Annotated in this window: 16 protein-coding genes and 1 pseudogene; 12 read left to right on the forward strand and 5 right to left on the reverse strand. The window is 71.3% G+C overall.

Features of this window, described 5'->3' with window-relative positions; genetic code table 11:
* Window positions 1–126: 126 nt before the first annotated feature.
* Window positions 127–765 (reverse strand): hypothetical protein, encoded by a 639-nt coding sequence (locus tag ACH34Q_RS17825; RefSeq protein ID WP_395984070.1) that lies wholly within the window; start codon window positions 763–765, stop codon window positions 127–129.
* A 381-nt stretch (window positions 766–1,146) separates the two neighbouring features.
* Between ACH34Q_RS17825 and ACH34Q_RS17830 the strand changes: the two genes are divergently transcribed.
* The gene (locus ACH34Q_RS17830) at window positions 1,147–2,760 is read left to right on the forward strand and encodes a hypothetical protein (protein WP_395984071.1); all 1,614 of its coding nucleotides are present in this window, start codon (window positions 1,147–1,149) and stop codon (window positions 2,758–2,760) included.
* Window positions 2,761–2,806: 46 nt separating this feature from the next.
* Here the strand turns inward: ACH34Q_RS17830 and ACH34Q_RS17835 are convergent, their stop codons facing one another.
* The gene (locus ACH34Q_RS17835) at window positions 2,807–3,229 is read right to left on the reverse strand and encodes a MarR family winged helix-turn-helix transcriptional regulator (protein WP_395984072.1); all 423 of its coding nucleotides are present in this window, start codon (window positions 3,227–3,229) and stop codon (window positions 2,807–2,809) included.
* A gap of 60 nt (window positions 3,230–3,289) precedes the next feature.
* Here ACH34Q_RS17835 and ACH34Q_RS17840 point away from each other — a divergent pair, with 60 nt between their 5' ends.
* On the forward strand, window positions 3,290–4,789 hold the full coding sequence (locus ACH34Q_RS17840) for an MFS transporter (RefSeq protein ID WP_395984073.1): 1,500 nt from the start codon (window positions 3,290–3,292) through the stop codon (window positions 4,787–4,789).
* Between the two features lie 107 nt (window positions 4,790–4,896).
* Here the strand turns inward: ACH34Q_RS17840 and ACH34Q_RS17845 are convergent, their stop codons facing one another.
* Together ACH34Q_RS17845 and ACH34Q_RS17850 are read right to left on the reverse strand one after the other, a co-directional pair.
* Window positions 4,897–7,437, reverse strand: coding sequence for a VIT domain-containing protein (locus ACH34Q_RS17845; RefSeq protein WP_395984278.1), 2,541 nt, complete (start codon window positions 7,435–7,437; stop codon window positions 4,897–4,899).
* Between the two features lie 2 nt (window positions 7,438–7,439).
* Window positions 7,440–8,183, reverse strand: coding sequence for a MerR family transcriptional regulator (locus tag ACH34Q_RS17850; protein ID WP_395984074.1), 744 nt, complete (start codon window positions 8,181–8,183; stop codon window positions 7,440–7,442).
* A gap of 157 nt (window positions 8,184–8,340) precedes the next feature.
* On the opposite strand from ACH34Q_RS17850, the gene ACH34Q_RS17855 reads away from it, so the two are divergent.
* The 3 genes from ACH34Q_RS17855 to ACH34Q_RS17865 all read left to right on the forward strand — a co-directional run bounded on the left by ACH34Q_RS17855 (window position 8,341) and on the right by ACH34Q_RS17865 (window position 12,541).
* Complete coding sequence (locus tag ACH34Q_RS17855; protein WP_395984075.1) at window positions 8,341–9,204, forward strand: nuclease-related domain-containing protein; 864 nt, start codon at window positions 8,341–8,343, stop codon at window positions 9,202–9,204.
* A 202-nt stretch (window positions 9,205–9,406) separates the two neighbouring features.
* A complete protein-coding gene (locus ACH34Q_RS17860; RefSeq protein ID WP_395984076.1) occupies window positions 9,407–11,161 on the forward strand; it encodes an RNA polymerase sigma factor in 1,755 nt (584 codons plus the stop codon).
* Between the two features lie 126 nt (window positions 11,162–11,287).
* Entirely contained in the window at window positions 11,288–12,541 is a 1,254-nt protein-coding gene (locus ACH34Q_RS17865; protein WP_395984077.1) for an NlpC/P60 family protein, read from the forward strand.
* A gap of 169 nt (window positions 12,542–12,710) precedes the next feature.
* Here the strand turns inward: ACH34Q_RS17865 and ACH34Q_RS17870 are convergent, their stop codons facing one another.
* Complete coding sequence (locus ACH34Q_RS17870) at window positions 12,711–13,202, reverse strand: inorganic diphosphatase (protein ID WP_395984078.1); 492 nt, start codon at window positions 13,200–13,202, stop codon at window positions 12,711–12,713.
* 138 nt (window positions 13,203–13,340) lie between these two features.
* Between ACH34Q_RS17870 and dacB the strand changes: the two genes are divergently transcribed.
* The 7 genes and pseudogenes from dacB to folP all read left to right on the forward strand — a co-directional run.
* Window positions 13,341–14,744 (forward strand): D-alanyl-D-alanine carboxypeptidase/D-alanyl-D-alanine-endopeptidase, encoded by a 1,404-nt coding sequence (gene dacB / locus ACH34Q_RS17875; protein ID WP_395984079.1) that lies wholly within the window; start codon window positions 13,341–13,343, stop codon window positions 14,742–14,744.
* Between the two features lie 154 nt (window positions 14,745–14,898).
* Entirely contained in the window at window positions 14,899–16,023 is a 1,125-nt protein-coding gene (locus tag ACH34Q_RS17880; RefSeq protein WP_395984080.1) for a zinc-dependent metalloprotease, read from the forward strand.
* A gap of 74 nt (window positions 16,024–16,097) precedes the next feature.
* A complete protein-coding gene (gene tilS, locus ACH34Q_RS17885) occupies window positions 16,098–17,123 on the forward strand; it encodes a tRNA lysidine(34) synthetase TilS (RefSeq protein ID WP_395984081.1) in 1,026 nt (341 codons plus the stop codon).
* 34 nt (window positions 17,124–17,157) lie between these two features.
* Complete coding sequence (hpt, locus tag ACH34Q_RS17890) at window positions 17,158–17,712, forward strand: hypoxanthine phosphoribosyltransferase (protein ID WP_395984082.1); 555 nt, start codon at window positions 17,158–17,160, stop codon at window positions 17,710–17,712.
* A gap of 416 nt (window positions 17,713–18,128) precedes the next feature.
* The gene (gene ftsH, locus ACH34Q_RS17895; protein WP_395984083.1) at window positions 18,129–20,132 is read left to right on the forward strand and encodes an ATP-dependent zinc metalloprotease FtsH; all 2,004 of its coding nucleotides are present in this window, start codon (window positions 18,129–18,131) and stop codon (window positions 20,130–20,132) included.
* Between the two features lie 11 nt (window positions 20,133–20,143).
* A complete protein-coding gene (folE, locus tag ACH34Q_RS17900) occupies window positions 20,144–20,773 on the forward strand; it encodes a GTP cyclohydrolase I FolE (RefSeq protein WP_395984279.1) in 630 nt (209 codons plus the stop codon).
* 196 nt (window positions 20,774–20,969) lie between these two features.
* A pseudogene (gene folP / locus ACH34Q_RS17905) lies at window positions 20,970–21,785 on the forward strand (dihydropteroate synthase); the annotation flags it as partial.
* Between the last annotated feature and the right edge of the window lie 120 nt (window positions 21,786–21,905).

A 21,905-nucleotide genomic window follows, 5' to 3' on the forward strand; every position in this document is an offset into this window, starting at 1 on the left:
GGCCGGCCGGGGTATGGGGTGATCGAGCACCTGGGGCCGGTCCTGGCCGACACGTTCCAGAAGGTGCGCTCGGACGAATAGCGGTACGCGCCGAGGGTGACGGGCGGCTTCAGGCCGGCCTCTCGTTCATCCGGCCCTCTCGGGCAGCGGGCGGATCGTGTCGGCGATGTCGTCCAGGTCCTTGATCTCCTTGCCTGGGCTCATTCCGAAGGTGACGCCGCAGATCTTGTCGTCGGGGGTGAGGATCCGGAATTGGACGGCGCGTGCGGCGATCGCGGCCTTCGCCGTGTAGCTCGCCTTGACCGCGGGCATTCCGCCGATCGTCAGCCGGCTGGACTGGATCTCCTTCGCGCCCATTCGGGCCAGGCCCGAATGGGCGGCGTTCTTCATCTGATCGACGGGCACGCCGTTGTTCGGGGCGCAGAGGCCGCTGATGTTGCCCACGTAGCCGCTGGAGGTGCCCATCGTGTCGACCAGGTAGAGCGCGTCCTTGCCCGCGAGCGCGGCCGCGGATCGTTCGATGGTCGCCGCCGCCACGCCGGAGATCTTGGTCTTCCGCAGGGATTCGGCGATCTGGCCCGGCTCGAGGTCGATCTGGGTCCATCCCTTGGGGACGGCGATCGACAGGCCGGCTTCGGGGCTGTCGATCCTTTGCCAGCCGGCCCGCAGTGGCGGAGCGGCCGCGTCCTTGGATCCGGACGAGTAAACGGCCAGGGCCGCCAGTACCGCCACGCCGAGGACGCCGGCGAGTGTTGCGCGCTCCACTCAGGTACCTCTCAAGGGGTCGCCACCGCACTCGAAAACGCTGTGCTGATCGCGTTGCGTCAGATGAAGGGCACCTCACCCGATGGCAGGATCGCACAGCGTTCACCATTTCGGGTTGAGATGGCCTAGGCGGTCATTGAGGTGCGAGGCAGGCCGTGTCGAGCGGCGATGGTGGGTGGGAACGTGTGCTTCGGCGTGGTGTGCGGGGCGGAAGTTTGTCGCCTGCGTTGTTTACGGAAAAGGCCGGGCCTGGTTTTACTTCGCGGTAAAGCTCTCCGAGGTGGAAGGACGGCCATGGTTCGCCGTAGGTGGCTCGTCGTTCCGTGTGCGGTTCTGCTCGCGGTCTCGGGTCTCGCGGTTCCCGCGTACGGGGAGACGCGGGTGGAGACGCCGGTGGGGAGCGGTTCGCCGATCAGGGACGTCGCGGAGTCGGTGGTACGGCTGAAGCTCCCGCTGCCGGGGAGCGGTCATCCGCCGGAGTGCGATTGGGTGTCCTACCTGCGGTTCCGGCATCGGAACGGGCCGGTGGAGGCGGCGCGGGCCGATCGGATCCTGGTGGCGCAGCCCGGGGTGCTGGAGGGGGCCGGGGCCTTTGACGGGGTGGCGCGCAACACGATCGTCGAGGCCGCGAAGAAGGGCCGGTACGTCGAGATGTGGGCCTTGGACCGCCGTTCCAACTGCCTTGAGGACAACACGGGCGTACGGGCGGGCCTGGCCACTGGGGACGTCCATCTGGCGGTCGATTACTACTATCGAAGGAAGCCGGTCGGGGGACGGACGTTCGGCGGTTATCTCAACAACGAGCAGGTGCGGTTCCTGCAGGACGTCGGGCTCGAACGGACCATCCGGGACCAGTACGAGTTGATGCTCAGGGAGTTGCCCGATCCGGCCGTACGCAGGGAAAAGGTGCTGTGCGGCGGGCATTCCCTGGGTGGGATGCTGACCGGCTATTTCGCCGTGTGGGATTTCGACGGGAACCATTCGACGACGGCGGACGCCGGTTACAACCAGTGTTCGGGTTACTTCGCGCTCGACAGCCGGATCCAGGCGTCGGGTGTCGGGCTGGAACGGGTCGTCCCGTCCAACCTGCTGCCGGAGGAGGGATCGAGCCCGGACCTGATCCGGCTGGGGCTGGAGTTGGGGATCATCCCGAGGACGCTGTCGGGTCCGGCGGTGATCAACGCGGAGACGATGAACCTGCTGGCCCTCGCGGGTCTGGCGGCGCGGAACGACCCGGACGGCGAGTCCGATCTGGCCTCCTACATTCCGGCGGGCTTCAACCAGGACACCACGTACCGGATGCTGTTCTCCAAGGACTACGCGACGTTCGTCCGGGGGACGCCGACCGTACGGGACTTCCGGTTCACCAACGCCGCGGCGCTGGGCGGGCTGATGGACGACAACTCGGTGCCGCTGGGGTTCATCCAGACGAGCGTGGGCTTCTTCGACGGCGGCGAGATCGTCGACAAGGACTTCCCGCTGCCGAACGATCTGGCCGGGCTGCCCCTGCTGGAGCCGTTCAAGCGGCTGGTCGGTACGGGGAAGAAGGCGATTCCGGACGAGCCGGAGGGGCCGCTGTACGGGTGGCGCAACTATGACCGGGTGGGAGCGGCCGACGATCCCGTTCACCGGTCCAAGGACGGGACGCCATTCACGACGGCGGCCGACGAGGTGACCGATATCGGGCAGTTGGCGCGGAGCCTGTCGGAGCATCCGCTGGACTTCACCGAGGACTACTTCCCGACCCGGATGGTCACCGACATCTGGTTCGGCGAGCACGAGGACGCCGTGCACACCGGCGGGATCAGGGCGCGTCCGACGATCCTGCTACTGGCCGGGGACGGCGTACTGCCGCCGCCGGATCCGCAGGAAGGCGTGAAGCAGGTGGTCGCGCCGGGTTACCAGCATCTCGACGTGCTGACCGCCGCCACCGTTCAGAACGGCGGTGGGCCGGAGCGGATCTCGGTCGAACTGGCGGGCTTCGCCGCCGGCTGACTCCAAATACGTGCGGAGGACGTGAGCCCGCCAGCGGCCCCGTCGTTCACGTCCTCCGTGCTTCGGCCAGGTCGGGGACTTCCGCCAGGTCGGGGACTTCCGCCGAGTCGGGCGTCAGGTGCTCGGCGAGGATGGCGAGGTGCGTCTCGCGCGCCTTGGCGTGCCGCTCGCGGCCGGCCTCGGTGATCCGGACGAACACGCCGCGCCGGTCGGCCTCGCAGAGCGCCCGTTCGGCCAGGCCGAGCTTCTCCAGCCGGGCGACCGTACGCGACAGCGCGCTCTGGCTGAGGTACATGTCCGCGAGGAGATCCTGCATGCGGCACTTCTCGCAGTCGGTCTCCACGAGCCGGTCGAGGGTCTCGAACTCGCTCATGCTGATCCCATGGGCCGCCTGCAGCTCGCGATCGAGATGGCACGCGATCTCGTTGTAGCAGGTCAGCAGCGACCTCCACCGGCTCACCAACTCCATGGCGCGGATCTTACCATGCGCACGCATCTGATGCGCATGCATTAAGTGCGTGGACATTTGATGCATGTGCATGTAACGTCCTCCGCCGTGACTATCACCGACACCTCACCCGCATCAGCCGTCCGCTCGCCGACGCCCCCACCGGCGGCGGACGAGCAGAAGTGGACGCCCCGGCTCTGGGGCGTCCTGGCCGTCCTGTGCGCCGTGCTGTTCCTTGATGGACTCGACGTGTCCATGGTGGGCGTGGCGCTGCCCTCCATCGGAACCGAGCTGGGCCTTTCCACCACGTCGCTGCAGTGGATCGTGAACGGTTACGTGCTCGGGTACGGAGGCCTGCTGCTCCTCGGCGGCCGGACCGCCGACCTGCTCGGCCGCCGCCGCGTCTTCCTGATCGCCCTGGCCGTCTTCGCTGTCGCCTCGCTGATCGGCGGGCTGGTCGACAACGGCCCGCTGCTCATCGCCACCCGTTTCGTCAAGGGGCTCGCCGCCGCGTTCACCGCCCCCACGGCGCTTTCCATTTTGACCACCACGTTCCGCGAGGGACCGGCCCGCAACCGGGCCCTTTCGGTCTTCTCCGTCTTCGGCGCCAGCGGGTACTCGTCCGGGCTGATCCTGGGCGGGCTGCTCACCAGCTTCGGCTGGCGCTGGACGTTCCTGACGCCGGTGCCGCTGGCGATCCTGGCCCTGATCGCGGGCATCGCGCTGATCCCCAAGGACCGTCCCGCCGCCGGCGGCGGCCACGACCTGCTCGGCGCCGCCACCCTGACCAGCGGGATGCTGCTGGCCGTCTACACCGTCGTCTCGGCTCCCGCGCGCGGCTGGCTCGACCCGGTCACCCTGGGCTCGGTCGCCCTGGCGGTGGCCCTGCTGGCCGCGTTCGTCATCACCGAGAACCGCGTCAAGCACCCGCTGATCCGGCTCGGCATCCTGCGGATCGGCACGATCGTCCGCGCCAACCTGAGCATCGTCGCGCTGTTCGGTTCGTACCTCAGCTTCCAGTTCATGATGACCCTCTACCTGCAGGACGTGCTCGGCTGGTCGCCGCTGAAGATGGCGCTCGGCCTGCTGCCGGCCGGGCTGCTGGTGGCGTTCGGATCGCCGTTCGTCGGCCGCCTGATCGACCGGTACGGGACACCGCGGCTCATCCTGGCCTCGATGCTCTCCCTCAGCCTCGGGTACGTGTGGTTCCTGGCCACGGCCGGAAACACCCCGAACTACGCGTTCACCATCCTGCCGACGATGCTGCTGCTGGGCGGCGGGTTCGCGTTCGGGTTCAGCTCGATCATGGGGCAGGCGACCGAGGGGATCCACGACGACGAGCAGGGGCTGGCCTCCGGGCTGGTGAACACCTCGGGCCAGGTCGGCGCCGCGCTGGTGCTGGCCGGGGTCACGGCCCTGGTCGCGGGCGGCTCGCACACCGGTACGGGCGGGACGGACTTCGGCCAGTTCTTCCCCGGCGTCAACCTGGTGACGGGTGTCGCGGTGGTCGGGCTCGCGCTCAACATCATCCCGCTGCTGACCCGCTACCGGGCCAAGCACGCCCTGGCGTCCGACGCCTGATCGGCGCCTGACGCTGGACCCTGTCGCTGGATTCTGTCGCTGGACGAGGTGGGCGCCCTTCCGGATTCGGAAGGGCGCCCACGCTCGTTCCTGTGTCAGGTCCTAGGTCAGGAGCGCTTCCAGAACGCCCGCCTGGGCGCCGGCCGGGGCGCGTCGTTCTCCGTGGGCTGCTCCACGAGGTCGCTCACGACCTGGATCGCGCGTTCCCACAGCTCGTCGAAGCGCGCGCTGGCCGGCTCCGGAGCCTCGTTCAGGGCCCGCAGTTCCCTGACCAGTTCGAGCAGCGGGGCGATGACCGCCCTGTCCACGCCACTGCCCTCCAGGCTCTGGACGGCCTCGTCCAGCGTGGTGAGCGCCGTGGTGGTCAGGTACGTCCTGCGGTCGACCGGCCCGTCCCGAAGGTCCGTGAGCAGGCGGCGCAGCGGAGCCTGCACCTTGGACAGGGCGCGTTCGGTCGCCTTCGGCGCGTTCGGCCGTACCCTGCGCGGATGCCCGCCGGAACCGGCGCCGCGTGCGCTGCCCCGCGCCGGCGGCGCGGAACGAGGGCCTTCGCCGAGGAAGTCCGGGGCATCGAGGTCATCGCTCGGGGGCGCGCCGACCGCCATGGCCCCGCCGGGAGCGGGTGGGGCGGGCGGTGCCGCACCGAAGCTGCCGTACGAGGGCGGCGCTCCGGTGGGGGCCGAGGGCAGCGGCATCGCGGACGCCCGGGCCACCATGGGCGCGGCCATCGGGGCGGCGGCGGGTGCGGAGCCCCAGCCTTCGGGGGACTCGACCGGCTGTACGACCCGGTGCGGTTGCCCGCCCTCGGTGACGACCCGGCTGTCCACCGCCACGAAAGCGGTGAAACGGCACAGGACGCTGAAGCGCAGCGAGGTGTCGATGATCCGCTTCTCGAGATCGTCCGGCCCGCCCGTGACGTACCGGTCCTCCAGGTCCCGCAGGTGCGCGCGGGCCCAGATCGCGCCCGCGGCGGGGGCCTTGGTCTCCGTGCCGTCGGCGCGCCGTTCCCAGGCCGAGCCGTCCGGCGTGGTGCCCCGTACGACGACGCTCCCGGACGGCGCGCCACGGAAGCGGCCGGACACCACCAGCGGAACGCCCGGGTACAGCGCGCCGATACGGCGCGGCGCCACCGAGTCCGGAACGATCTCCAGCCCGCCGGCCGCCTCCACCCGCAGGCCGGTGACCAGCGGCGATCCGATGCGGTGGTGGATGCCCTCCATCGCCTCGTCCAGCCGGTCCTCGGACTCGACCAGCTCGCACCGGCCCCGCCCGGCCTCGGCCAGGCGGTTCAGGAACCCGGCGTTCACGGCCCGGTCGATGCCGACCGTGTGCACGCGGACGCCGTTCAGCCGGCTGCGCAGCCGGCTGAGGATCTGGTCCTCGTTGCCGATCTGGCCGTCGGTGATCAGTACGAGCACCCGGTCGCGCCCGCCGTCCGACAGCAGGCCGCACGCCTCCTCGAGCGGGCCGAGCATCTCGGTGCCGCCCCGGGCGTCCAGCCCCGCCAGATGCTCGACCGCGCGGAACCGGTTGCGGTCGGTGCCGTCGGCCAGGCCGGGTCCGAGACCGCGCGGGCGCTCCACGACGTTGTCGAACGACAGCACCGCGAACCGGTCGGCGGTGGTGAGGGTGTCGACGATCCGCCCGGCCGCCCGCCGCGCCGCGATCATCTTCCAGCCGTGCATGCTGCCCGAACGGTCCAGGATCAGCACGACGTCGCGCGGCGCCGGCCGGCTCCGCTCGGAGGGCAGCAGGGTCAGCGTGAACGTGCCCTCCCCGCCTTCCGCGCCTTCCGTGCCTTCCGCGTCCGGGCTGAGCGCGAGCGCGGGCGCGTCCGGCGAGGCGTAGGCCAGCCGCAGGATGAAGTCGCGGTTCAGCCGCTCGCCCGGGTGCAGCCGGATCGTGGTGCGGCCGCCCGGGCCGCCGTCCTCGGCCACGACATGGAGCGCCGAACGTACACCGGTGAGCTCCAGCCCCGCCGGATCGATGTCCACGGCGATCGACAGCCGTACCGGATCGGGGAAGCCGGGCAGCAGCACCGGCGGGCTGATCCGGGAGGCGTCCGGCACCGCGTCGGTGTCGGGGACGACGCCCGGCCCCGCCGGCTCGTCCTCGATCTGGGCGCCGGGGATGTAGCGCGGCGCCACGACCAGCGGGAACCGGAACGTGGCCTCCCCGGGAGCCTCGCCGGAGGTGTCCTGCTCGTACGGCAGCGGCTGGTTCAGCGTGAGCCGGATCGTCACGCGCTCGCCGGGCAGGATGTTGCCGACCCGCATGCTGAAGACGTCGGGACGGTCCTCCTCGGCGATCGCGGCGCGCTGACCGGCGGCGATGGCGGTGTCGTAGTCCTGCCGCGCCTGGCCGCGCTCCTTCAGCACGCCGTCGATCACCCGGTCCGCCGCCTCCATCCGCAGCGCGGTCACGGCGGCGCGGTCGGGCAGCGGGAAGATGTAGGTGGCCTCGAGCGGCTCGTCGTACGGGTTGCGGAAGCCCTGCTCGACCTCGATCGCGGCGGCCAGGCCGCTGATGGTCGCGCGGACGCCGACGCTGTCGAGCGGCAGGTTGCCCCGGCCGGTGGTCAGCGCGCCCAGCCCGCCCTCGTCGGGGGCCGGCGGTGCCGCGGTCTCGGGAAGAGGGGCGATGTGCATGGTCACTGGGACCTCCCGGGTGGTTCGGCGGACTCGATGTCGATCGGCGGGGGAGGGACGGTGTCGTCGGGATCCGGTCGCTGGGTCAGGCCGCGCCGCCGCAGCTCCTCCAGGAGCGGGCGGGCGGCCGTCTCGACGGCGGCGATGTCGTCGGCGTCCAGCGCGGGGACGTCCAGCAGCACGGTGAGCTCAGGCCCGAGCCGTACCCCTTGGACGAGCGAGGCCCGGCTGTCGGGTGCGGCCGCGCGGGGCGCCGCACCCCGTGACCGCACGGTCGGTGCTGCGGCAGCGGTCGGCCCGGCTGTCGGCGGCTCGGGTGCGGCCTGTGCGGCGGGCGCCGGGGGTGTGGACGGCCGGGGTGTCCAGAAGCGGTCGCGTTCGGTACGGGGCGGAGCGGCCGCCCGTGGTGGAGCAGGTGACGGAACGGCCTCGTCCGGGAGGCGGGCGATCTCGCCGAGGCGGGTGTCGGTGGCCCCGGCCAGCTCGGCCTGGATCTCGGCGATGGTACGGCCGGCGGCCTGGCGGCGCTTGACCGCGACGATCTGGAGGAGGTGCCGCGCTCCGTACAGGGCGGTGCGCCCGCGCCTGCCGAGCGGCGGGTCGACCAGGCCGATCGTGGTGTACCAGCGGATCAGCCGCTCGTTGGGCAGATCGCGCACCCGCCCGTTGACCCGCACGGACTCGCCGGCGGTGAGGGCCGCGACGGCCCGCTCCGCCAGCTCCGCGATGGTCCAGGTGCTCTCCATGGACCCGATGATGACACTGTCATCATGACAGTGTCAATGACGTTCCGGACCCGGTACGGCGAAGCCCTTGAACGGCGCGGGCCATCGGCGCACGCTATGCCTGCGGACGCCGGGAACGGCGGGGCGGAAGGGGCGTCGCGGCAGAGAGGGGCCTCGGGTGCGGAGCACGGGTATCGGCGCGTCCGGCGCCGGTGACTCCGCATGGTCGCGCTACCGCGTGCTGGCCGCCCGCGACCGCCGCGAGCGCGTGCTCGTACGCGCCGTTCTGGCCTGCGCGGCCGGAGTCGTCGCGGCGGGCATCGGCGTGTGGTGGGCCGGGATCGCCGTGGCGGTGGCCGCGTTCGCCGGGCTCGCGGCGTACGAGCGGGCCCGTCCGGGCGTGGTGACCGACTGGCGGCGCGGCGCGCTCGCCGAGCGCCGGACCGGCCGCCGGCTCGCCCGGCTCGATCCGGCCGCGTTCCACGTCCTGCACGACCGGGCGCTGCCGGGCGATCTCGCGCCCGACCGGCCCGACCGGCCCGACCGGCCCGATGGGCAAGGCCGGCACGCGGCCGGCGAGCCGGCGACCAACCTCGATCATCTCGTCATCGGGCTCACCGGGGTCTACGCGATCGCCAGCCGGCGCTGGCGCCGGGGTGTCCGGCTGCGTTCGGGGCAGGGCCGGCTCTGGGTGGGAAGCCGACCGGCCGGGAACGCGCACGGCGCCGCCTCCCGGGCTGCCGGGACGGTCGGCGACCTGCTGTCCGGCGAACTCGACTACACGTTGCAGGTCGAGGCCGTCGTCGCGGTGCACGGCGCACGGGTGCCCCGGGACGGGCTGGTGCACGGCGGCGTGGAGTTGCGGGCCGCGCGGACGCTGCCGGGAGCCATCGCGCGCCGGCCGGTGATCTTTACCAGTGCGCAGGTCGCGACGATCGCGGCCGCGGCGGAACGGGCGCTTCCCCCGATGCTGCCCGATGTCCATGCCGATGCCGATGCCGATGCCGATGCTCATGCCCATGTCGATGCCGATGCCGAATGATCCACCTAATGGCAGGCGTAATTTAATAGCGGCCGCAACTACCTCCCCGAGATACGGACGTAGTGCGACAACTCAGATAAATAGCACAATCTCCGATCCGTTCCGGGAACACCCCATACCGGAATGCACGCCCGGCGGACTCGTCAGTTCGAACTTGTGAAATGGGCTGTCAAGCGGCGAGCGAGCCTTTAGTTTTCTGTGCATGAATGACCATCTCCTGGTCGAGGCCCTCGCCGCCCGGGACCCGGGCGCGGCGGCCGCCGTCTACGACGCCTACGCCGACCGGCTCTACGCGTACTGCTGGTTCCAGCTGCGCTGCCGCGACGCCGCCCAGGTGGCGCTGCGGGACACGTTCATCGTGGCCGAGGCGCATGTCGACAAGCTGCGCGACCCCGACCGGTTCGGGCCGTGGCTGTACGCGGTCGCCCGGCTGGAGTGCGGGCGCCGGATGCCCGGCCCCCGGAAGGCGCCCGACCTGCCCGTCGCCAGCCACGACCAGGACGACGTCGACCAGCGGATGATGGCCTGGCAGGCGGTGCTCGGCCTCGACGCGGCCGGCCGCGAGCTGCTCGAACTGCGGGTCAGGCACCAGCTGTCGGTCCCCGATCTGGCGGCGGTCCGCGACCTGCCCGTCAAGGACGCCCAAGCGGCGCTCGACCAGGCCCATGCCGATCTGGAGGTGTCGCTGACCGCCGAGATCCTCGCGCATCGCGGGCCGTACGGCTGCGAGGGGCGGGGGCGGCTGCTGCGGCAACGGCGCGGCGACCTGGACCGTGAGCTGCGCGGCCGGCTGATGGAGCACGCCCAGGAGTGCGACGGCTGCGCGGCCCTGCGGCCCCGTACGGTCTCGGCGGCCAAGGTCTTCGGGCTGCTGCCGCAGGCCGATCTGCCCGCCGAGCTGCGGGTACGGGTGATGAGCGCCTTCCTGGACCCCGACCTCATCGGCTACCGGCTCTTCGTGGCCACCCGCGTGGCGGACCTGGCGCCGAACGGCTTCCCGGTGCAGCCCCGCCGGCCCGCGAGGCCGGGGGCAACGGCTGATGCCGGACGCGTGCCCCGGCTCAAGCGCCGCCGTACAGGCCGGACCGGACGAGCGGCGCGGGCCGCACGGAGCGGGCGCGACCGGAGACCGGTGGCCGATCTCCCGGAGGACGCGAGAGGGCGCCGTTCCGCCGGGTGGCTCGCGGTGGGCGCCGTGGCGACCGCCCTCCTGATCAGCTCGGGCACCGCACTGCTCCAGCTCCGCGCGTCCCAGCACGGCCGGCCCCAGTCGGCGTCCAACGGTGTCTTCCCGGGCGGGGGGCCCAGCGAGGCCCCGCAGGAGTCCCCGACCCTTCCCGCGATCGGCGGCGACGGGAGCCTCCCCGTGTCCGCCACGTTCCCGCTGGGGTCGCTGGTCTCGTCCGCCCCGCCCACCGCGCTGCCCTCCCCGCCGCCCAGCGGAGGGGGAGACGGCGGCACCGAGGCGCCGCGCCCGGGTGCCGACGGGACGCTCTCGGTCTCGCCGCTGTTCCTGGACCTCGCGGACGCTTCCGAAGGCACGGTCGAGTTGCGCGCGGACGGCGGGCCGGTCGAATGGCGAGTCAAGCCCTGGGGCTCGGTACGGGCCGGTACCGAATCTGGATATCTGCAGGCCGGTCAGACGCTGAGGCTTCCCGTGCGGGTGTCCCGTACGGCTCGTTCCAAGGGCGAGGGCGGGCTCGCGTTCTCCCCGGGCGACGTGCAGGTGCGCGTCACCTGGCGCCCGGCTCCCGAGCCCTCACCGGACCCGATGCCGTCCAGCCCAACGCCCACACCCACACCCACGCCGACACGCCCGCCGTCGGAGCCCTCGACCCCGCCTCCTACGACGCCGGGGCCCGCGCCGTCCGACCCCCCGCCCGGATCCCCGGATCCGGAGTCCCCGCCCGCGTCCGCGCCCGATCCGTCCGCCCCCGACCCCTCCGGGACGGCCTGATCGCGGCGGCTCCTCACGACGCGATTTGATCAAGCGGTGTGCCGGGAGACCGGCGAGGGTAGATGCGCGTGTGACTACTCTGGGTACTTGATCGTTTGCGTGTGGTGTAACGCGGTAGGGGGAGCCGTGTTCCTGAGTGCAACCGGCGCCGCCGTGCGCCTGGCCGCTCTTTCGCTGGGTCTGGTGTCGCTGACGGCCGCCGCCACCTGCCACGATGCCCGCGCGGCCGAGCCCGCGCCCAGTGCGCACGACGTCGCCGCGAGCAAGGACCGTGTCCAGGAGCGGGCCGCCGAGGTCGGCCGCACCAAGGCGCGGCTGGCGCAGGCGGGTGCCGAGCTCGAACGGCTCGCCGCCACGGCGGCCCAGGCCGTCGAGCGCTACAACGGCGAGGTCCTCATGATGCGGCGGTCCCTGGACGCCTACGTCCAGGCCCGCGTCCGCCAGGCGGAGGCCGACCGCCGGGCCGAGGAGGCCCGGGCCGAGCTGGCCGCGTTCGCCGCCGAGGCGTACCGGATCGGCGGCGGGTCGCTGCCCCTGGTCGTCGGAGGTACGGGCGGCCCCCAGGGCTTCATGGACCGGGCCGGGATGATGGAGGCGCTGGCACGGCAGCGGGCCGGGTTCATCCAGAAGACGGAAGCGGCCGGCAACGTCGCAGCGCTCTTCCAGCGGCAGGCACAGGACGCGTTCGCCGAACGCCGCGACGCCACTGTACGGGCGTCCCAGGCCAGGCAGGCGGCCGTGACGGCGGTGGAACAGCAGCATGAGGCCGTAAAGCGCATAGGCGCGCAGCAGCAGCGGCTCGAAATGCAGCTGGGCAGTGCACGCGCACACGCCGCCAAGGTCGCGCGCGAACGTCAGGCGGCGCTGGAACGCGCCGAGGTGCGTCGCGCCGAAGAGTCGTTCAACAGCAGTTCCCCGAAGAGCCCCGAGAGCAGTACACAGGCCGCGCCACGGGGGAGCGTCTCTGCCGTACGGCGCGGCGCCATAGTGGTACGCGCCGCGCTCAAATGGCTCGGCACGCCATATTCATGGGGTGGGGGCAACGCGAGCGGACCGAGTTACGGCATCGCGCACGGTTCGCGTATCCACGGCTTCGACTGCTCGGGGCTGGCCCTCTACGCGTGGGCCAAGGCAGGCGTACGGCTCGACCACTGGACGGGGACGCAGTGGACGTCGGGGCCGCGCATCCCGCTGAACAGGCTCCGCAAGGGGGATCTGGTCTTCTTCGCCCGCAACACCTCGAACCCCGCGACCATCCACCACGTCGGCATCTTCATCGGCAAGGGCCGCATGGTCGAGGCGCCGTACACCGGGGCACGGGTCCGCGTCTCCAGCATCTGGCGGAACGGCCTCATCGGTGCCGTACGCCCGGCCGGCTGACCGGCGGCACGGCGTTACCGGAAGAACAACAGGCCCAGGAAACGAAACACTTCCGCACGACCATGTCGTCACGAACACATGTCGTCGCGCACATGTCGTCACGAACTCGTCATACGGAAGTGTTCCGGCCCGTCCTGGACGGCAGGGAGCGGGATGGACGCCGTCCGCCTCAGTGGCCGCCCTTGTCGGCGGCGCGCTTGAAGGAGCGGTCGATCTCCAGTTCGGCCTCGACCCGCCCGACCCAGCTGGCGCCCTCGACGGACTTGCCGGGCTCCAGGTCCTTGTAGACCTCGAAGAAGTGCTGGATCTCCAGCCGGTCGAACTCCGGTACGTGGTGGATGTCGCGCAGGTGCTCCTGGCGCGGGTCCGTCGCCGGGACGCACAGCACCTTGTCGTCACCGCCGGCCTCGTCGGTCATCCGGAACATGCCCACCGCGCGGCAGCGGATCAGGCAGCCGGGGAACGTCGGCTCCTGGAGCAGCACCAGCGCGTCCAGCGGGTCGCCGTCCTCGCCGAGGGTGTCCTCGACGAATCCGTAGTCCGCGGGATACTGCGTCGCGGTGAAGAGCATGCGGTCCAGGCGGATGCGACCGGACTCGTGGTCCACCTCGTACTTGTTCCGCTGGCCCTTCGGGATCTCAATGGTGACGTCGAAATCCAAGATGTCCTCCGCTCCCTGCGCGGTCGCAGTGCATAGTCTTTCGGGGTCCATGCGGGTGAGGCCGACCCCCACGGTGGGTGTTCCCATATATAAGGATGTCGCACGTTGGTGAGTGCTGAGTGGGAGAGGGGTGGTCACGTGCCGAAACGGGCGGTCTCCCTCGTCATGATCACGCTGTCCCTCCTCAATGTCTTCGCCGCCTCCGCCGGTGTGGCAGTGGCGAAACTCACACCCGAGCGCCATCTGTCGCCGCAGCCCCCGTCCGTCGCCGACCGGGTGCCGGTACGTACCGCCGCGGCGGGCACCGCCCCTTACGGCGCGGACGCCCGCGTTCCCGACCCCGGCGCGCTGGCGAGCCGGCTGACCCCGCTGGTACGGGGGGCGGGCACCAAGATCGGCGCGGTCGTGACCGATGTCGAGACCCGGCGCACGCTCTTCGCCGCGGACGCCGACCGTCCCGCGACCCCGGCCTCCACCACCAAGCTGATCACCTCGGTGGCGGCCCTGGCCACGCTGGGTCCCGCGCACCGGATCACCACCAGGACGGTCAGGTCCGGGGATGGCGGTGTGGTGTTGGTCGGAAGCGGGGATCCTACCGTGACCGCGCAGGCACCGGCCCGGGCGGGCTCCGGTACGCCCGGTGAACGTCCCGTGTACGCCTCCCTGCCCGATCTGGCCCGGCAGACCGCGACCGCGCTGAAGGCCGCCGGCGTACGCCAGGTGCGCGTCGACTACGACGTCTCCGCGTACCAGGGCCCCCGTACGGCCGCCGGCTGGAAGCCCAACTACCTGCCCGACGGCGAGGTCGCGCCCGTCTCCGCGCTGACCGTGGACGAGGGACGGGTCAGGCCCGGCGACCCCACGGTGAACTCCCGGGTCGCGAACCCGCCGGCCTCGGCGACCGCCACGTTCGCCCGCCTGCTGACGCGCAACGGCGTGAAGGCCAAGGCGGGACGCCAGGTCACCGCGCCGAAGGGGGCCGCGCGACTGGGCGCGATCCAGTCGCCCACGGCCGCGGAGATGGTCGAGCACCTGATGACCCGGAGCGACAACGACGTGGCCGAGGCGATGGCCCGGCAGGTCGCGATCAAGCTGGGCCGGCCCGCCTCGTTCGCCGTCGCGTCCCAGTCGGTCATGCAGGTCCTGGCCGGGCTCGGCGTCCGCGGCGGGATCCTGGTCAACGACGGCAGCGGCCTGTCGACCGCCAACCGGATCACCCCCGCCGCGCTCGCCGCGGTGATCGCGGTCGCCGCCTCGGCCGACCACCCCGGCCTGCGCGCGGCGATCACCGGGATGCCGGTGGCCGGCTTCTCCGGAACGCTCGACGCGCCCCGCTACACCGGCCCGTCCAGCCAGGCGGGAGCCGGTGTCGTCCGGGCCAAGACCGGGACGCTCGCCGGGGTCAGCACGCTCGCCGGGCTGGCCTACGACGCCGACGGGCGGCTGCTGGCCTTCGCGTTCATGGCGGGCGACGGCAAGGGCCAGGTCGATCCCGCCAAGCTGGACGGGCTCGCCGCCGCCGTCGCCTCCTGCGGCTGCTGACCGCGGGTACCCGCCGCGCGCAAAGACCCGTGCCCGCCGGAATTGCCCGTTCCGCGTGTGGCGGACGCCGTACGGGAGATAACCAGAACGGTTGTTCGTTGAACGATCGAGCAGGGCGCTGATGGCGCCGGGACCCGAACGTACGGTGGAGTACATGAGCGCCTCAATGATCGACTGGAACCTGGCCGTCCAGACCGGTACCCGGCTGCTGAAGCCGGGCCCGCAGGTCGGCCAGGACGAGGCCCGCGAGGTGGTGGAGCAGCTCCGCGAGCTGTCCCGGCTCGCCCAGGGTCATGTCCGCGACTTCACCGGGATGCGGTCGGAGGAGAATCCCGGCCCCGCGACGATCGTCGACCGGCCCGGCTGGATCCGGGCCAACGTCGACGGCTTCCGCGTGGTGCTCGAACCGCTGATGGAGCAGATGCAGGACCGCAAGGGCTCCGGCCCGCTGAGCGGCGGCGCCGGCGGCGTGGTCGTGCAGGCCGTCGGCTCCCGGGTGACCGGCGTGCAGGTCGGCGCGCTGCTGGCGTACATGGCGACCCGCGTCCTGGGCCAGTACGAGCTGTTCCTCCCGCCGGACCCCTCGGGCCGCAACCCCACCGGCCGGCTCACGCTGGTGGCGCCCAACATCGTCCACGTCGAGCAGGAGCTCGGCGTCGACCCGCGCGACTTCCGGCTCTGGGTCTGCCTGCACGAGGAGACCCACCGCGCCCAGTTCACCGGGGTGCCGTGGCTGCGCGAGTACGTCCAGGCCCAGATGACCCAGTTCCTGCTGGCCTCCGACCTCGACCCGGGCGCGATGCTCGACCGGATCAAGGAGGTCGCCGACGCGGTCGCCGACGCCGTACGGGGCGGCGAGGGCAACCTGATCGACGCGATCCAGTCGCCCGAGCAGCGCGAGATCCTCGACCGGCTCACGGCCGTGATGACGCTGGTGGAGGGGCACGGCGACTACGTGATGGACGCCGTCGGCCCGGAGGTCGTCCCGTCGGTCCAGCACATCCGCTCCCAGTTCCAGGGCCGCCGCGACGGCGGCTCGCGGATGGACAAGACGATCCGCCGGCTGCTCGGCATCGACCTGAAGATGAAGCAGTACGCGGAGGGCTCGCGCTTCGTCCGCCGGGTCGTCACCGAGGTCGGCATGGACGGCTTCAACAAGGTCTGGGAGTCGCCCGAGACGCTGCCCACCCACGCCGAGATCAAGGAGCCGGCCGTGTGGATCCAGCGCGTCGTCACCCAGCGCGCCCTCGACGCCCCGCCCAAGGCCGAGGAGGCCTGACCTTTCCGCGATCGCGCGCGTGCGGCAGCATGGACGCGTGATTGACGACGACGCCGTGCCGCAGGCCAGGGCTCATGGGGCCTGATCCGGCGGTCGCGGTCGTCCGGAGTGCGGTACGGCGGGTTCTCGCCGAGCTGCCACCGGACGGCATGGTGCTCGTGGCGTGCAGCGGCGGCGCCGACTCGCTCGCACTCGCCGGCGCACTCGCCTTCGAGGCGCCGCGGTCGAGGCCGGACGGCCGCCCGGCCGGGGGCGTCACGATCGACCACGGGCTCCAGGAAGGCTCGGAGGTCCGGGCCGGCAAGGTCGTACGGACGCTCGCGGACCTCGGCCTCGATCCGGCCGGATCGGTCGCGGTGACCGTCGGCGGACGAGGCGGGCCCGAGAACGCCGCGCGTGAGGCGCGCTATGCGGCCCTGGACGGCGCGGCCGTCCGATTGCGTGCGGCGGCCGTCCTCCTGGGGCACACGCGGGATGACCAGGCCGAGACCGTCCTGCTGGGGCTTGCCAGAGGTTCCGGTGCCCGTTCCCTGGCCGGGATGCCGCCGTCCTTCACGCGTTCCACCGAGCCCACGCGTTCCACTGAGCAAGGCGCGGACGTGCGCTACGTACGGCCGCTTCTGGAGATCGACCGGGCGACGACCCGGCGCGCGTGTGAGGCGATGGGCCTGGAGCCCTGGGACGACCCCCACAACGACGATCCCGCCTATGCCCGCGTTCGGGTACGGCACGAGGCGCTGCCCGCCCTAGAGAAGGCCCTAGGGCCGGGGATCGCCGACGCGCTCGCCCGTACCGGAAGGATGCTGCGCGACGACGCCGACGCGTTGGACGAGCTCGCCGCCAAGGCCCACGCCCAAGCCCTCGGTACGGCGAACGAGCTCGATGTCGAAAGCCTTGCCGGACTGCCGCGCGCCGTACGGACGAGGGTGCTCCGGATGGCCGCGATCCAAGCCGGCAGTCCCGCGGGTACCCTCGCGGCGGTCCATGTCGACGAAGTGGATCGGCTGGTCACGGCGTGGCGCGGGCAGCGGCACGTCGACCTGCCGGGGAGCGTTAGAGCGTTCCGGCGGTATGGGAAGCTGCTCTTCGGCCCGGCGTGATCCGCGGGCCGGAACCGCTAAAGAGGGTGGGTTTGTGGACGAGAAGGACCTGGGCGCCGACCTGGCGAAGGTACTGATCCCCGAAGACACGCTGCAGGCCAAGGTGCGCGAGCTGGCCGCGCAGATCGACGCCGACTACGCGGGCAAGGACCTGCTGCTGGTGGGCGTGCTCAAGGGCGCCGTCATGATCATGGCCGATCTGGCCCGCGAGCTGCACACCCCCGCCTCGATGGACTGGATGGCGGTGTCGTCGTACGGCTCGGGGACCAAGTCCTCGGGCGTGGTCCGGATCCTCAAGGACCTCGACACCGACATCCTGGACCGGCACGTGCTGATCGTCGAGGACATCATCGACTCGGGACTCACGCTGTCCTGGCTGGTCAGCAACCTGCGCTCGCGCGGGCCCGCGTCGCTGGAGATCTGCGCGCTGCTGCGCAAGCCCGAGGCCGTCACGACCGAGATCCAATGCCGCTACCTCGGCTTCGACATCCCCAACGAGTTCGTCGTGGGATACGGCCTCGACTACGGCGAGCGCTACCGGAACCTGCCGTTCGTCGGAACGCTGGCCCCGCACGTGTACGGCGGCTGATCCGGCCACTTGACGGCGCCCCCCACCGTGGACCTACCTTTCGAGAAGCCCTCGGCCTTTCGAGAAGCCTTCGGCCGGCGTCCTCCCTTAGCGCGGGCCGGGTGCTTTTGGCAAGGGGTGGGAGCGTGCGAACGCGAACGCCAGGGAACAACGGGACGTACCGGATCGTTGCAAGGGACGTCGGCGGGTACATCGAAGGCGAGCAGGGGCTCGGCTCATGGCTGCGTCCGCTGTGCCCTGCGGTGTACCGTCGATATACCGGGCTCCGTGTCAGGAGGCCAGAAGGCCGCCACGGCGGCCGGAGCGCCCCGGCGCGGAGCGCACGGTGCAAGGAGCCGGTTCACAGTGGCGCACGTCCCTCGGGACGGGCGAATCGCAAGTCAGGAGGGACGGGCCCCGAAGGGGTAACCGGATAAATGGACGTGAAGCGCTATTTTCGCGGGCCGCTGCTGTGGATCCTGCTGTTCGGCCTGTTGGTCGCCCTCATCATGTGGGGCGTCAACCCCGGCCGTTCCTACGAGAAGACCGACACTTCCAAGGTCGTCGCGGCGATAGCCGCCGGCCAGGTGAAGTCCGCCAAGATCATTGACAAGGATCAGCGGATCGAGGTCACGCTCAAGGACGGCAAGCTGCAACAGGCCTCCTGGGTCGACGGCCAAGGACTCCGCCTGCAGGACCAACTGCAGCAACAGGCCAATGCCAACAAGCTGCCCGGCGGCTACAACGTCGAGGTGCCCAAGCAGAGCGTCCTGATGAACCTGCTGTTCAGCCTGCTGCCCATCGTGGTGATCGTGCTGATCTTCCTGTTCATCATGAACCAGATGCAGGGTGGCGGCAATCGGGTGATGAACTTCGGCAAGTCCAAGGCCAAGTTGATCACCAAGGACACTCCCAAGACCACCTTCGCCGATGTCGCCGGAGCCGACGAGGCCCTGGAAGAGCTGGAAGAGCTCAAGGACTTCCTGCAGAATCCGGCCAAGTTCCAGGCGATCGGCGCCAAGATCCCCAAGGGTGTGCTGCTGTACGGCCCGCCCGGCACCGGCAAGACCCTGCTGGCCCGCGCGGTCGCGGGCGAGGCCGGGGTCCCCTTCTACTCGATCTCCGGGTCCGACTTCGTCGAGATGTTCGTCGGCGTCGGCGCGTCCCGGGTGCGCGACCTGTTCGAGCAGGCCAAGACCAACGCCCCGTCGATCATCTTCATCGACGAGATCGACGCCGTCGGCCGGCACCGCGGCGCGGGCCTCGGCGGCGGCCATGACGAGCGCGAGCAGACCCTCAACCAGCTGCTGGTCGAGATGGACGGCTTCGACGTCAAGGGCGGCGTGATCCTGATCGCGGCGACCAACCGACCCGACATCCTCGACCCGGCGCTGCTGCGCCCGGGCCGGTTCGACCGCCAGATCACGGTGGACCGTCCCGACCTCGAGGGCCGCAAGGGCATCCTGCGGGTGCACGGCCGCGGCAAGCCGTTCGGCCCGGACGTCGAGCTCGACGTGATCGCACGCCGTACCCCGGGCTTCACCGGCGCCGACCTCGCCAACGTGATCAACGAGGCCGCGCTGCTGACCGCCAGGTTCGACCAGAAGCTGATCAGCATGGACACCCTCGAGGAGTCCATCGACCGCGTCATGGCCGGGCCGGAACGCAAGACCCGGGTGATGTCGGAGAAGGAAAAGAAGATCATCGCCTACCACGAGGGCGGGCACGCGCTGGTGGCGCACGCGCTGCCGAACTCCGACCCCGTGCACAAGGTGACGATCCTGCCTCGCGGCCGGGCCCTGGGTTACACCATGACCCTGCCGATGGAGGACAAGTTCCTGACCACCCGGTCGGAGATGAGCGACCAGTTGGCCATGCTGCTGGGCGGGCGTACCGCCGAGGAGCTGGTCTTCCACGAGCCCACCACCGGCGCGGCCAACGACATCGAGAAGGCCACCTCGATCGCCCGCAACATGGTGACCGAGTTCGGCATGAGCGAGCGGCTCGGCGCGCGCAAGTTCGGTACGGGTCAGGGCGAGGTCTTCCTCGGCCGCGACATGGGCCACGAGCGCGACTACTCCGAGGACATCGCCTCCGCGATCGATGACGAGGTGCGCCGCTACATCGAGGGCGCCCACGACACCGCCTGGGAGATCCTGGTCGAGTACCGCGAGGTGCTGGATGAGCTGGTGCTCCAGCTCATGGACAAGGAGACCCTGTCCAAGGACCAGGTCGTCGAGGTGTTCGCGCCGATCACCAAGCGGCCGCTGCAGAAGTCCTACACGGGCTACGGCAAGCGGCTGCCGTCCGACCGGCCGCCGGTGCTGACGCCCAAGGAGCTGGCCCTGATGGGCCCGCAGGACGTCGCCGACCTGACCAAGAACAACGGGCAGGGGGCGGCCGCTCCCGAGCAGGCCGATCCGTCCCGTGGCGAAAGCTGATCGCTTTGGCCATCCCGCATGACGAGGCGCCCGCGGAGCAGGACCCCGAGGAGGTCCTGCCCGCGGGCCCCGTATTCGACCACGCCCGGATCGAACGGGCGGTGCGCGAGATCCTGTTCGCGATCGGGGAGGATCCCGAGCGCGACGGGCTCCGCGACACCCCTGGACGGGTCGCCCGCGCGTACGCCGAGCAGTTCGTCGGCCTGCGCCAGACCCCCCAGGACGCCCTCAACAAGGTGTTCGAGGCCGATCACGACGAGATGGTCCTCGTCAAGGACATCGAGGTCTATTCGACCTGCGAACACCATCTGGTCCCCTTCCACGGTCTGGCCCATGTGGGCTACACGCCCAACAAGCAGGGGCAGATCACCGGGCTGTCCAAGCTGGCCCGGCTGGTGGACGTCTACGCCCGCCGGCCGCAGGTCCAGGAGCGGCTGACCAGCCAGGTGGCCGACGCGGTGATGAACATCCTGGAGCCGCGCGGCGTCATCGTCGTGATCGAGGCCGAGCACCTGTGCATGACCATGCGCGGGGTGCGCAAGCCGGGCGCCAAGACCATCACCTCGGCGGTCCGCGGTGATTTCCGCGACTACGCCGAGACCCGCGCCGAGGCGATGAGCCTCATCCTCGGCCGCGGCTGACCCTTCTGACCACGGGGTGTCACGTTCCAGCCGAGACCCCCGTCACGAAGGCGTTCCGTACCGTTCGCGCCCCGTACCCGAGCCATGATCGAAAGCTCGGGGGCGGGGCGCGAGGCGGTTGCGGGCAAGGCATAGGCTTGAGGGCATGACCGGTGCCGTTGTTCCGGGCCTGCCCGTTACGGGGCGGTGCCTCGTGATGGGCGTGGTCAACGTGACCCCCGACTCGTTCTCCGACGGTGGCGCCTGGTTCGACCCCGACAAGGCGATCCGGCACGGGTTCGATCTCGTCGCCGAGGGCGCCGACATCGTCGACGTGGGCGGTGAGTCCACCCGTCCGGGCGCGCAGCGCGTCTCCCAGGAGGAGGAGCTGCGCCGGGTCGTCCCGGTGATCGAGGCGCTCGCCGCGGGCGGCGTGCCGATCAGCATCGACACCATGCGCGCCGAGGTGGCCGCCGCCGCCGTGACCGCCGGTGCCCGGCTGGTGAACGATGTCAGCGGCGGGCTGGCCGACCCTGACATGCCCCGTGCGGTGGCCGCGGCCGGGGTGCCGTACGTGGTCATGCACTGGCGCGGGCACAGCCACGACATGCAGTCCCGGGCCGTGTACGCCGACGTGGTCCGTGAGGTCCGCGACGAGCTGCTGCACCGGGTCGACGCGGTCCTCGCCGAGGGTGTCGACCCGTCGATGATCGTTCTGGATCCGGGGCTGGGCTTCTCCAAGAGCCCCGAGGCGGGGCACAACTGGTCCCTGCTGGCTCATCTGGACGCGCTGACGGCCACGGGCCATCCGGTCCTCGTAGGGGCGTCCCGCAAGCGCTTCCTGGGCAAGCTGCTGGCCGGTCCGGACGGCGTGCCGCGCCCGTTCTCCGACAGCGACGACGCGACCGTGGCCGTCTCGGCGATAGCCGCCGCGGCCGGCGCCTGGTGCGTACGGGTGCATCGCGTACCGGCCAACGCCGACGCCGTACGGGTCGCTGAGGCCGTCCGAGCCGCCGGGAGCGGCCCGGAGGGCGACGGCCGGTCCCATGCCGCCGGACGCGCCGTACCGGCCGCAGATCAAGGCTCGCGCACGTCCGCGCACATCACTCCGGGGCCCGCGCCGGGCGAACGCGTCACGGCCGTCATCGGGGCC

Source organism: Actinomadura sp. 9N407, from assembly GCF_044326315.1.
GTDB lineage: Bacteria > Actinomycetota > Actinomycetes > Streptosporangiales > Streptosporangiaceae > Spirillospora.